Here is a 12,768-nt window from a genome sequence, read left to right on the forward strand (position 1 = left end):
GCCGGGAACGATCCGGCCGAATCGGCACAGATTGTGAACGCCGACCGCAGGCCTAAGGCGGTCGACGGCATACGCTCCAGTATGAAACTCCGTACAGTCCTCGGTGCCGCGGTCGGTACCATCGGCGCAGCCGTGCTCGGCAATCGACTTCTGGCGAAGCGAGCCGGAGAACTCGAGAACCCGCTCGCCGGGGTCGAACGGACGTACCGCTGGCGCGGGATCGAGACGAAGTACACTGTCGCCGGTGATCCCAACGACCCGGATATGATCCTTTGTCACGGGATCCACGCGGGCGCGAGCAGCCGCGAGTTCGAACCGATCGTCGAGCGACTGGCGGAGGACTACCACGTGATCGCGGTCGATCTCCCCGGGTTCGGCCGGTCGAACCGGCCGCCGTTGATCTACTCGTCGACCCTCTACGCGGAGTTCATCCGCGACTTCGCGGCCGACGTCGCCGACGAGCCGACCGTCGTCGCCTCCTCGCTGACCGGTTCGTTCGCTGCCGAAGCCGCCCAGGAAAGCGAGTTCGAGCAGCTCGTCCTGATCTGTCCGACCGACGAGACGACCGACGAACGCCCCTGGGTTCGGACCCTCGTTCGGACGCCGATCGTCGGTTCGACGCTGTTCAACCTGCTCGCCACCAAGCCCGCGATCCGCTACTTCTACGACCGGGACGGCTACTACGACAGCGACCGCATCGACGACGCGGAGATCGAGTACGCCTGGAAAAGCGCCCACCAGCCCGGCGCTCGCTACGCCCCCGCCTCCTTTAGCTCGGGCACCCTCGATCCCGAGTTCGATCTGGCGACGGAGCTGGCAGCGCTCGAGACCCCGACCACGCTCGTCTGGGGTCGCGACGCCGAACTCGTCCCGCTGCGCGAGGGCCGGGACCTCGCCGATGCGGCCGATCTCGAACTCGTCGTCATCGACTACGCGACGCAGCTCCCCCACGCCGAACACCCCGACAAGTTCGTCGAGTACCTGAACGCTGAGTTGCCACACGCCGATATCGATCTCGAGTAGACCGACTCGAGCCGAAAACGCGGCTCATCGACGTTCAACGGCATTCAGGACGGGACGAAAACCGATAGCTCCGCATCTGCGCCGTGCTTTTCCACCGTCGTACGTTCGGCGCTCATGGAAGAGAAAGGGCGTGCGTTCAGTTCAGCGTCTCCGACCGAGCTATACCGGACTGAAGCTGAGCACGCGTTCGCCCGTCGTCTCCGAGACCGTGATTTCCGGCTCGACCTCGAGTCCGTTCTCGATCGCGTCGAGGTCGATCCCGACGATCTGTCCGGTGATCCGAACGGGTCCGAAGTCGACGACGGCCGTCGCGTACGGCGCGTCCTCCTCGAACGCCGGCGTTGGGACGTGCGTGACGGTGAACGTGGCGACCTCGCCGGATTCGGGGAGTGGAGTCTCCGCTAAGTCGGTCGAGCCGCAGTCGGGACAGACTCGCCGCGGCGGCAGCGAGCCGTGGCCGTTCGTACACTCGAGGTAGTAGGCCTCGCCCGCTTCCGCGGCGTCGAGCCACTCGTCGAAGCCGGCGTCTCGCGTCCGGGATTCGTCGTCGCTCATCAGTTATCCACCTCCAGCACGTGAACGGTCGCACTCGCAACCGTGCCACCCGCGTTGTGGGCGACGGCGGTCGTCCCGCTCTCGACGAATTCGCTGTTCGGGTGATCGCCGGAGAGGAGCGTCGCGACCTCCGCGATCTGTGAGGCGCCGGTCGCACCGACCGGGTGACCCTTGGCTTTCAGCCCGCCGGAGAGGTTGATTGGCGTCTCGCCGTCGGCAGTGGTCCGACCGTCGCGGGCCGCCGAGATGCCTTCCCCGACGGGGAAGAGATCAAGCGACTCGATCGCGAGCACTTCCGCGATGGTAAAGCAGTCGTGAACCTCCGCGAAGTCCACGTCCGCGGCGTCGATGCCGGCGTCGGCATAGGCCTGCTCGCCGGCCTCGCGGGCCGCGGGCGAGCGCGCGAGGTGTTCGCGGTCGTGCAGGGCCATGCGGTCGCCGCCCTGACCGGTTCCCGTGATGGAGACCGGCGCATCGAGGCCGTGTTCGTCCGCGTACTCCTCGCTCGTGAGGACGATCGCGGCGGCACCGTCGGAGAGCGGACAGGAGTCGTAGAGGCCCAGCGGGGAGGAGACCTGCGGGGCCTCGAGCACGTCGTCCACTTCGATGGCGCTCTGATACTGGGCCTTGTCGTTGTTCAGCGCGTTCTCGTGGTTCTTGACTGCGATATGGGCGAGATCCTCGTGTTCGCCGCCGTACTCAGTGAAGTAGGCCTGAGCCATCAGCGCGTACGCGCCTGGGAAGGTCGTTCCGGCGCGCACCTCCCAGAGATCGTCGGCGGCGATGGCGAGCGCTTCCGTTGCGCCCGCGGTGCCGAGGTTGGTCATCCGTTCGGCGCCGCCGACGAGGAGCACGTCGTCCTCGCCGTTTCGGATCCGCATGACCGCGTCTCGAACGGCCGTTCCGCTCGAGGCACACGCGGATTCGTAGCGGGTTGCAGGGGCCTGTACGCCCGCGGCTTCGGCCATCAGGGGGCCGTGATGGCCCTGGTGTTCGGACAGTTCGCCCATGAAATTGCCGTAGAGGAGGGCGTCGACGTCGTCGCGGGGAACACCACTGTCTTCGAAGGCTGTGATGCTCGCTTCCGCGAAGAGGTCCCGGCTCGTTCGCTCGGGCGTGTTCCCGAACGGGGTCAGACCGACACCTGCGACACGTACGTTACTCATGTACACGGGCTTAGTAGGTCGTTCCGTTAATACTCCGCGGTTGCTCTCGCGGCGAAACGTCCCGATTGCTACAGTAGCCACTGAACGTCACTGCACATCTGATCGCGGGACGACGTTGCGATCGGTGTGTAAATCGGTTCAGTGGGTACGCTAGTCGTTCAAGATCGATCACGCGAGAGCACCGCCAGATCTCCGTAGCCCGTATGTTTATCACGGATTCCCGGTCAGATTGTGTATGGAAACCGTTCCGTTCGATGGAGACCTTCTGACGAAACTGACCGAGACGAGTGGCGTCCCCGGCTACGAGGATCGAATTCGTGACCTCGTAATCGACGAGTTCGCGGATAGCGTCGATCGAGTCCGCACCGACGCGATGGGGAACGTCGTCGGGACGCTCGAGGGCGATTCGGACTACTCCGTGGCCATCGCAGCCCACATGGACGAGATTGGCTTCATGGTACGCCATCTCAAGGGTGACGACGACGGGTTCGGGTTCGTCGAACTCGACGCGCTCGGCGGCTGGGACGCCCGGATCCTCAAGGCCCAGCGCGTCACGATACACACCGACGACGGCGACCTCCCGGGCGTCATCGGCTCCCCGCCCCCACACACCCTGACCGACGAGGAACGCGAGAAAACGCCAAAAGTCGAGGACACCGTCGTCGACGTTGGCCTGCCCTACGAAGACCTCGAGGAACGCGTCTCAGTCGGCGACCTCGTGACGATGGACCAGACCACCGAACGCGTCGGCGAGACGATCACCGGCAAGGCCTTAGACGACCGCGTCTGCCTGTTCGCGATGCTCGAGGCGGCCCGTCGACTCGAGGATCCCGATGTGACGATCCACTTCTGTGCGACGGTCCAGGAGGAGGTCGGCCTGCGCGGTGCTCGCGCGCTCGGCGTCGACGTCGATCCGGACCTCGCGATCGCGCTGGACGTGACCGTCGCCAACGACGTCCCCGGCTTCGACGCCGGCAAACACGTCACCGAACTCGGCGACGGCGCGGCGGTCAAGCTCAAAGACGGGAGCGTCATCACGAGTCCGAAGGTCCACAACCGACTGCAGTCGGTCGCCGAGGCGGAGGAGATCGAGTTCCAACACGAGATTCTCCCCGCCGGCGGTACCGACACGGCCGGCTTCCAGTTCCCGGCCGGAGCCAAACCCGTCGGCGCGATCTCGATCCCGACGCGGTACCTCCACACCCCGACCGAAGCGGCCCACGTCGACGATATTTCGGCGACGATCGACCTCCTCGCGGCGTTCCTCGAGAGCGAAAACGGGGAGCACGACTATACGCTCTGAGCGGCAGCGACAGTGACCGTTTCCCCTGGTTCAGCGCGTTATTCGCTCCGTCAGGGAATCTCGTGGACCGTCAACGTCACGTCCCGCCGCTGACCCTCGATGTCCGCGACGAGCCGTTCGACGACTGACTCGGCTTCGCTCAGCAGTTTCGGTTGGACCTTCCTGACGACCCAGTCCAGCGAGACGAATCGGGGCAGCGAGAGCGCGCTCTTGTCGGCCGAGTAGGGATCGTACTGAGCCTCGAAGTAGATTCGACTCGCCGTCTCGACTCCCTCGGGCGCCGACTCGGGCTCCGGTTCGACGCGCCACTCACCGCGGGCGTCGAGATTGTTGATCAGGTGCCACTCGAGCGAGTCTGGCGCGGAGATCGCGGTTACCTTCGAACGCGCGGTGTAGCTGAGCTTCCACCAGCCCAGTTCGAGGTCGTAGACGGAGCCGACGTCACCGTCCCCGTGTACGCGGACTTCTTTCAGGTGTTCGGTGTAGCGCGGGTAGTTGGTGAACGCTCGCACGTACGGAAAGACCTCCTCTGGCGAGCGATAGGCGACGGTACTGAGGAGAATTCTGTCCACATCGGCGTTACAACGTGTCCGAAAGTAAGGATTGCCATCGTGACGGTCGACTCGAGATGGATTCCGTCCGAAGTCGGCCACAAGTACGAACCTTTGATACCCGCGACGGCCTACGACGACCCATGCGAGACGTCTGTATCGTCGGTGGGGGCGTCGCCGGCCTCGCCGCATCGATCTTTACCGCGCGTGCAGGGCTCGACACCCTCGTCGTCGATGGAGGAGAGTCCATCCTCGCGCGCAACGCCAGCCTCGAGAACTTTCCCGGCTTCCCCGACGGGCTCGACGCCCGCCGATATCTGCAACTGACCCGCGAACAGGCCCGGAACGCCGGTGCCACGTTCGAACTCGGACACGTAACGCACGTCCATCCCGTCACCGACACCGATCCCGCGGAGTCCCAAGAGATAGGCGCGACGACCCGAGAGTCGAGTCTCGAGGACGGTTTCGTTCTCGAGACCGAGGGCGGTGAGCCCCTCGAGGCCCGGCGAGTGGTCGCCGCCTCGTGGTCGAACAGCGACTACCTCGTCCCGCTGGACGTCGGCCGCAAACAGCGCGGCAACAAGCACTTCGTCGCGGTCGACGAGGCCGGACGGACGGCCGTCGACGGCGTCTACGCCGCGGGCCGAATCGCCGACGAACCACACCAGGCGATCGTCGCGGCCGGCCACGGCGCGAAAGTCGCCCTCGCAGTCATCCACGACTCCGACGCGAACTTCTATCACGACTGGGTCGTGCCGGAGGGCTACTTCACCGAGCGCGGGATCGAGGTACCGCCGGGCTGTGAGGAGATCGACGACGCGGAACGGCGCGAGCGCGACGAACGCGCCCGCAAATCGGTTCTCGAGGCGTTCGCCGAACCACTCGACGAGACGCCGACGATGCACCCAAGCGTCGAACGGGAGCGAGAGTGATTCCAAACGTGGCGGGCGTTCGAACGCCGCGCGACGCCGAACTCGAGTGCACTGAGGTCCCGACGAACGCCGAACTAGCGATTTCGTGACTATGGACGGGACGAAACGAAGGAAACGAGACCGCACGATCCTTGAGACGACCGCGGAACGGGACGCGTTCGGTGCTGGGACCCACTACGCGCGGGCGAACGACCTCTCGGTACCGGCGGATTCGGCCTTCCTCGAGGCGCTCGAGGACGCTCGCCGGGAGATTTGTCATCGGTTCGTCCGCGGCGTGCTCCGCGGGAAACCGACGGGGCTCTCCGACGTACGATTCGTGGGGCTCGAGCCGACTGCGACTCGAGTGCCGTCCGTGCCGGACGACCCCGACCCGCTGTCGGCCCTCGACGGCGAGCAACTGCAGTCACTCGCCGCCTCGCTTCCGGACGCGTGTCAGCAACTCGCACTGCTTCCGTTGCCCACCGGCGAAAGCGTCCTGCTCGCGCCGATCGCCGCGCGTCACGGCTACGATCGGTTCCGGCTGTGCGGTCCGGTCCGCCGCTGGTCCATCGAGGGGGCGACGACGGCCGTCGAGCACCCCGTCGATCTGGTCCCGCTACTCGAGCGCGAGGGAGCGTTCAGCGACGCCGAGCAGGCCGACCGAATCCGGGCGGAGGTCGCCGAGAGCGTCGCCAACCTCGCGCTGGCTCGGCTCGCCTCCTGCGTTCACGCGCGTGCGTGTAACACTCGCTCGAGAGAGGATAGTGGATCGCCGCTCGAGACCGTCGCGACCGGGCTCTCGGCCGCCGACGCTTCCGCTGCGTTCGAACGGATCGTCACCGACGGCCACCCGTTTCACCCGAGCGGCAAGATCCGTCGCGGGATGAACGCCGCGGACGGCCTCGCGTACGCCCCCGAGTTCACCGACCGGGTCGACCTCCGATTCGTCGCGATCGACCGGGAGTACGCCCTCGAGACGCGGGCGGAGACGGCCGGCGACGATCGGCTGACCGAGCGGCTGTTTGCGACGTTTGACGGACTCGAGAGGGCGCTCGAGGGAGCGATACCGGCCGAACGGCGGTCCGGCGAGTACGCCGTCGTCCCCGTCCATCCGCTGCAGTACCACCGGACGATTCCGGACCGCTACGCGGACCAGATCGGCGACGGTCGCGTCGTACCGATTCCCGACTACGCGCAGCCGGCGACGCCGCAGCTCAATCTCCGGACGGTGGTACCGTACGAGACCGAGCGAACTGCCACTGCCGACGCTGACGGCCCTCTCCCACACCTCAAGCTTGCGATCCCCGTCCAGACGACGAACGTCGTGCGGACGCTGTCGCCACATGCCGTCTCGAACGGGCCACAGGTGACCGATGTGGTGGAAACGATCGCCGACCGGGAGTCGTTCGAGACGCTCGGGCTGCTCGCCGAACCCGCGGCGACCTGTTACTACCCGCCGGGCGGTCCCCACCCGAGCGGCGACGGGTTCGACGACGCGCGACACCTCTCGGGCTTGCTGCGGACGAATCCCGAGGCCCATCCGTTCGTTGCAGACCGGTCGGACGACGCGTACCCAGTGGTCGCTTCGAGTCTCGTCGCCGAGTCGCCAGCGACGGGGCGGCCCCTTGTCTGCGACCTGATCGAGCAGTACGGCACCTCGAGGGGGATTTCGGACGACGAAAACGCGGCGCTCGCGTTTCTCGAGCGCTATGCGACAGTCGTCGTTCCCGATCAGCTTCGGTTACTGTGCAAATACGGCGTCGCCCTCGAGAGCCACCTCCAGAACAGCCTCGTCGTCTTCGAGGGCGAAAGCGCACGGCCGACGGCGACGATCGTCCGGGATCTCGGCGGAATTCGGGTACACGAGGGGCGACTTGAGGAGCGCGGACTCTCGATCGATCCCTATCCCGACTCGGATCTGGATGCGGGCGGTGAGGAGGACCTCTACCGGAAGCTGTACTACGCGCTCTTCCAGAACCACCTCGCGGAACTCCTCGCGACGATCAGTTACGAACTGGACGTCGACGAGCGAGCGTGTTGGCTGCGGATTCGCGAGCAGTGTGAGCAGGCGTTCGAGGTGATCCGGGCTGAAGGGGCCGTTCCTGACGAGCGGATCGGACGCGACGAACGGGCGCTGTTCGAGGATCCCACGCCCCACAAGGCGCTAACCGCGATGCGACTGCGCGGGAAACGCCACGAGTACGTGACGAGCGAGGTGTCGAATCCGCTTTTTTCGGCGGATCGAACGTAACTCGACGACGTGAGAACGCACGATCGGCGAAACCTCGCTACGCTTAACACATCCCGAGAGAGACTAGCAGACGAATGCTCGAGGGAGTCAACGTCGCGCTCGGGGTGACGGGATCGATCGCGGCCGTCAAGACGGTCGAACTGGCCCACGAGTTGCGACGCCAGGGTGCCAAGGTGCGAGGCGTGATGACCGGCAGTGCTCAGGGGATCATCCACCCGTGGGCGGTCGAGTTCGCCACCGAAAACGACGTGGTCACGGAGATCACGGGCAGCGTCGAACACGTCGAACTGTGCGGCTACGACGGCTGGGCCGATGTTCTCCTGATCGCGCCCGCGACGGCGAACACGGTCGGCAAGATCGCCGGGGCCGTCGACGACACGCCCGTCACGACGACGGCAACCACCGCACTCGGGGCCGACGTACCGGTGGTCATCGCGCCCGCGATGCACGAACCGATGTACGACCACCCCGGCGTCCTCGAGGCAATCGACACCGTCGCCGACTGGGGCGTCGACTTCGTCGACCCGCGCATCGAGGAGGGAAAGGCAAAGATTGCCAGCGAGGCGGCCATCGTCACCGATGTCGCGCGTGCGGCGGGCGATCGGTCGCTCGAGGACGAACACGTCGTCGTCACCAGCGGCGCCACGGGCGAGTCGATCGATCCCGTCCGCGTGCTCACGAACCGCTCGTCGGGGAAGATGGGCCGAGCCGTCGCGAGAGCCTGCTACGCGCGCGGTGCCGACGTAACCCTCGTCCACGGCTTCGTCGGCCCGCAGCCAGTGACGCAGGATGCGGATCTGCCAGAGACCGACGACGATGGCAACGTCCCCTACGCCACCGTCGAACACGTCGAGAGCGCAAGCGAGATGCTCGAGGCAACCCGCGAGGCCTGCGAGACGGCGGATACGCTGGTCTCGGCGGCCGCAATCGGCGACTACACCGTCGAACCGAGCGCGGAGAAGATCCGTTCGGGGCAGGAGCTCACCCTCTCACTCGAGCCGACGCCGAAGCTCATCGACGAGGTCCGCGGCGAGCGACCGGAGCTACCGATCGTCGGCTTCAAAACGGAGACTTCGGGCGACGAGACGGCGATGATCGAACAGGCGCGACGGACGCTCGAGCGCGCAGGGCTGGCGTTCGTCGTCGCCAACGACGCGAGCGTGATGGGCGCGGAGCGAACGACGGCCCTCCTGGTCCACGACGAGGACGCCGCCCGCTACGAGGGGACGAAGGCGGGGCTGGCCGGCGAGATTGCCGATTCGGTCGCGGCGATCACCGGATCGTAGACGTGTTTTCTAGTCGGCAGTTCGGACGTTCTTTCCTTCGGTTACCGTCCGTCAGGAGAGTTATATAGGTGGGGTTCCTGCCACGAATTAACAGGTATGCGACCGGTGTCAGCTGCAGACTCGGCTTCGGTAACGGACTCTCTTCCCGACTCCGGCAGCTTCGATTCGACGACGACCGGCGTACCGAGGTGATTCGTGGTGGCTCAACAACAACAAACTGACAATATCGACGACAGTGGTCCGCTGTCGAAAGGCGAAATCTTCGAAGTGTTACGCAACCAACGACGGCGCTACGTCCTCCAGTATTTGAAACAGGACACTCGGCCCGTCGAACTCGGCGACCTCGCCCAGCAGGTCGCCGCCTGGGAGTACGAGACGACTCTCGACGAGGTCACCCCCGAACAGCGAAAGCGCGTCTACACGACGCTCCAGCAGACCCATCTCCCAAAGATGGATCAGTCGGGTATCCTCCTGTTCGATTCCGACGACGGCGTGATCGAAGCCACCGACCGGACGCAGGACATCAGCATCTACCTCGAGATCGTCCCCGGCCACGAGTTCGCGTGGCGCGAACTCTACCTCTCGCTGGGGGCGATCAGCTCCGCGCTGGTCGCCGCGCTGTGGCTCGAGATCTACCCGCTGACAATGCTCTCGGATCTGACCTGGGCCGGGCTCGTCGCCGTGACGTTCACCCTGACCGCCACGGTTCATATCTACTACGAGCGCAACATGCGACTCGGTCACGGCGAGCAGCCGCCAGAGCTCAGCTACGGCAGCGACGATTGATACGGATTGCTGTACCGGTTTACCGGCGCAACCGCCGCCCGGGTCGCGGTTGCGCCGGAAATGACTTACAGTAAACCGTATGACTGCCGCGTCGCAGTTCGGGGCTAGACGAATCGTCGAACTTAGAAATCCGGCATTCTTCCGACTTTCGAGCGGTGAGGCCGTCGGATTTGAGCGACGCGACCGAACGTGACAGAGAGTCACCCACGCCTCGAGTGGATCGTCAACTTTTACTCCGAGACCACCAGACCCACGACATGGATCAGTTGAAGCGGTCGCTTCTCGAAGCGCCAATCATCGAGAAAGACGGTTACCACTACTTCGTCCACCCGATCAGTGACGGCGTTCCGAAGCTCGACCCGGGACTGCTTCGGGAGATCGTCATTCGCATCATCCGAAAAGCCGAACTCGAGAACGTCGACCGGATCGTCACCCCGGCAGCGATGGGTATCCACATCTCGACGGCCGTCTCGTTGATGACCGACATCCCGCTGACCGTGATCCGGAAGCGACAGTACGGACTCGACGACGAGGTCGCTATCTCCCAGAAGACTGGTTACTCGGAGAACGAGATGTACATCAACGACGTTCGCGAGGGCGAGCGCGTACTGGTACTCGACGACGTGCTCTCGACGGGCGGCACGCTCGCGGCGGTCCTCGAGGCGCTCGACGGAATCGGTGCCGAAGTGATCGACACGGTCGCGGTCATCAAGAAGGTCGGCGGCGAGAACAAGGCCGACGACGCCGGCTACGACATCAAGACGCTGATCAACGTTGACGTCGTCGACGGTGAAGTGGTTATTATCGACGAAGACGGCGACGACTGAGCGCGTGACGGAGCGGGGTCACCGTTCTGCGGGCCGATTATTCAGTGAAGTTGCATCACTCGTCGATTTGGCGCACCCAATTCTTCAATTCGGTCGTTTCGGATAAGGTCCGAATTTGCACACTCCTGAACACATTTGTCTGACGAAGATTGTAAAATTAAACTGAATAAGAAAGTCATCAACTAAAGGAGTTTAGATAATGAACGTAAGCTCGATACTGCCGGTAAGTTTATAATAATGTCCTATAATGAAATAGCTATGTCCGAGCTATCGGATCTAGAGAACGACGGATCATCACGACGCCAGATGCTTGCACTACTTGGCGGCACCGCAACGGTCGGCCTCGCCGGCTGTTCAGCTCTCCTCGGCGATGACGACGACGACGACGACGAGGGCTGGAGCGATTTGGAAGTCAGTGAACACGCTGACAAGGCACAGGCTGCCTGGGAAACGGTAGTCGACAACCCGAACCCGGACGATGAAGCCGTTCGAAACGAGGCCTACGTCGAGATCGAAGAAGCCGCCAGAGACGATATGGTCCTCCTACCGCTGTATCACGAGCTCGAGGAGGTATTCTCCTACGATCACGTCGACGCTCCCGAAACCGGTTCGCTCGGTTTCTGGATGCAACAGCACAACCACACTGAACTGGACGATAGTTCGGAGCTAAACCTTCTCAACTCCAGTTTCAACGAAATCGACCCGATCATGTCAACTGACACCGCCTCGGGTCGAGTTGTCAACCAGATCTACGAGACGCTGACCCACTACCCCGACGGTGTCGCTGAAGTCGAAAACCAGCTACTAGACGATTTCGAACTGTCCGATGACGGGCTGACGTACACGCTCGAACTCAAAGAGGGCGTCCAGTTCCACGGCGGCGAGGAGATGACCGCCGACGATGTCAAGTACTCGTGGCGGCGGATGGCCGAATCCGAGTACAGCGAACGGCGTAATTTCATGATCGCGACGCCGAACGGTCTCGGAATCGAGTACGAGGGCGAGCCCACCGACATCGAACCGGATTCTATCGCAGTCGACGTGATCGACGACTACACGCTCGAGGTCACTCTCCGCGAACCCAATCCGATGGCTCTCGAGATTCTCACGTACTCGGCGTTCGCCGTAATTCCCGAAGGGTACGTCGGCGACATCGAGGGCTACGACGGCGAGGTCGACCACGACGAGTTCCGGTCCGACCTTGCAAACGGGACTGGGCCGTTCGAGTACGACGAGTTCAACCCCGGCGAGGATATGCGTGTCGTTCGGTTCGACGATTACCACGGCGAGGTTGCGAGCATCGAGGCCATCCACTGGGCAGAGATCGAAGACGCAGAAGCCCAGTGGACGAACATCGTCGAGCAGAACCTGGACATCTTCGACATCCCGACGAGCCACTACGACCCTGATCTGGTTGATGCCGACGAAGACGATGCGGGTAACAGATCCGGCGAGTACGGGCCGATCGAGAACGACGAAACGCTCAACTACACCGCTTCTCCGCAGACAAGCACGTTCTACTTCGGGTTCAACGTCACGAACGTTCCCCGACCGGTCCGACGGGCGATTGCGCACGTGACCGACCACGAAGAACTCATCGAGGACATCTTCCTCGAGCGTGGCTCCCCAGCTTACAGCTTTACTCCGCCGGGACTGTGGCCGACCGGCGACGACGGGTATCAGGACTGGATCGACGCATGGCCGTACGGCGTCGACGAAACCGACACCGAGTCCGCCGCGGAGGAACTCGAAGAGGCCGGCTTCACTGAGGACGATCCGTTCGAAATGACAGCGAGTACGTACGCTAGCTCCCCGACATTCGCGGATCTGGCCAACCTGATCCGTGAGAAGCTCTCCGGCCTCGGCGTCGAGATCGACGTCGACGAAACGGAGTTCTCGACGCTCCAACAGGACGGCGAAGACGGTAACCTCGATATGTACTCGCTCGGCTGGACGTGGAGTTGGGTCGACCCAGCGTACGGGCACTTCGGCTTCGAGCCGAAGAACACTGATACGTCGCGGATGCCGACCGACGCAACCGGCTACTACCTCGACTGGCAGGAAAACCTCGACGACGAAGCCTAACTGCGCGACAACCGAACTTCGGGG

At 64.0% G+C, this 12,768-nt stretch carries 11 protein-coding genes; 8 read left to right on the forward strand and 3 right to left on the reverse strand.

All coding sequences use genetic code 11. The features are described 5' to 3' along the window. Nucleotides 1–81: 81 nt before the first annotated feature. On the forward strand, nt 82–1,023 hold the full coding sequence (locus NATTI_RS0104760) for an alpha/beta fold hydrolase (protein ID WP_006089191.1): 942 nt from the start codon (nt 82–84) through the stop codon (nt 1,021–1,023). Between the two features lie 159 nt (nt 1,024–1,182). Here NATTI_RS0104760 and NATTI_RS0104765 read toward each other — a convergent pair whose 3' ends face one another. Together NATTI_RS0104765 and NATTI_RS0104770 are read right to left on the reverse strand one after the other, a co-directional pair. After that, nucleotides 1,183–1,578 (reverse strand): Zn-ribbon domain-containing OB-fold protein, encoded by a 396-nt coding sequence (locus tag NATTI_RS0104765; RefSeq protein ID WP_006089190.1) that lies wholly within the window; start codon nt 1,576–1,578, stop codon nt 1,183–1,185. After that, nucleotides 1,578–2,744: a thiolase domain-containing protein gene (locus NATTI_RS0104770; RefSeq protein ID WP_006089189.1), complete on the reverse strand. Its 1,167-nt coding sequence runs from the start codon at nt 2,742–2,744 to the stop codon at nt 1,578–1,580. The genes NATTI_RS0104765 and NATTI_RS0104770 overlap by 1 nt, the downstream gene beginning before the upstream one ends. Nucleotides 2,745–2,979: 235 nt before the next feature. Between NATTI_RS0104770 and NATTI_RS0104775 the strand changes: the two genes are divergently transcribed. Continuing rightward, nucleotides 2,980–4,047 carry a M42 family metallopeptidase gene (locus tag NATTI_RS0104775; protein WP_006089188.1) on the forward strand — a complete coding sequence of 356 codons (1,068 nt, stop codon included), beginning with the start codon at nt 2,980–2,982 and terminating at the stop codon, nt 4,045–4,047. A gap of 50 nt (nt 4,048–4,097) precedes the next feature. Here NATTI_RS0104775 and NATTI_RS0104780 read toward each other — a convergent pair whose 3' ends face one another. Continuing rightward, nucleotides 4,098–4,619, reverse strand: coding sequence for an SRPBCC family protein (locus tag NATTI_RS0104780; protein ID WP_006089187.1), 522 nt, complete (start codon nt 4,617–4,619; stop codon nt 4,098–4,100). A gap of 122 nt (nt 4,620–4,741) precedes the next feature. On the opposite strand from NATTI_RS0104780, the gene NATTI_RS0104785 reads away from it, so the two are divergent. From NATTI_RS0104785 to NATTI_RS0104815, 6 genes are all read left to right on the forward strand, one after another. Further along, nucleotides 4,742–5,530 (forward strand): FAD-binding protein, encoded by a 789-nt coding sequence (locus NATTI_RS0104785; RefSeq protein ID WP_006089186.1) that lies wholly within the window; start codon nt 4,742–4,744, stop codon nt 5,528–5,530. Nucleotides 5,531–5,621: 91 nt separating this feature from the next. Beyond that, on the forward strand, nt 5,622–7,760 hold the full coding sequence (locus NATTI_RS0104795) for an IucA/IucC family protein (protein ID WP_006089185.1): 2,139 nt from the start codon (nt 5,622–5,624) through the stop codon (nt 7,758–7,760). 74 nt (nt 7,761–7,834) lie between these two features. Further along, nucleotides 7,835–9,046 (forward strand): bifunctional phosphopantothenoylcysteine decarboxylase/phosphopantothenate--cysteine ligase CoaBC, encoded by a 1,212-nt coding sequence (coaBC, locus tag NATTI_RS0104800; RefSeq protein WP_006089184.1) that lies wholly within the window; start codon nt 7,835–7,837, stop codon nt 9,044–9,046. A 198-nt stretch (nt 9,047–9,244) separates the two neighbouring features. Then, complete coding sequence (locus tag NATTI_RS0104805; protein ID WP_006089183.1) at nt 9,245–9,832, forward strand: DUF7344 domain-containing protein; 588 nt, start codon at nt 9,245–9,247, stop codon at nt 9,830–9,832. 257 nt (nt 9,833–10,089) lie between these two features. Next, nucleotides 10,090–10,659: a hypoxanthine/guanine phosphoribosyltransferase gene (hpt, locus tag NATTI_RS0104810; protein ID WP_006089182.1), complete on the forward strand. Its 570-nt coding sequence runs from the start codon at nt 10,090–10,092 to the stop codon at nt 10,657–10,659. Between the two features lie 306 nt (nt 10,660–10,965). Further along, complete coding sequence (locus NATTI_RS0104815) at nt 10,966–12,744, forward strand: ABC transporter substrate-binding protein (RefSeq protein WP_006089181.1); 1,779 nt, start codon at nt 10,966–10,968, stop codon at nt 12,742–12,744. The last annotated feature ends 24 nt before the right edge of the window (nt 12,745–12,768 follow it).

The sequence above is a fragment of the Natronorubrum tibetense GA33 genome, from assembly GCF_000383975.1.
Lineage (GTDB): Archaea > Halobacteriota > Halobacteria > Halobacteriales > Natrialbaceae > Natronorubrum > Natronorubrum tibetense.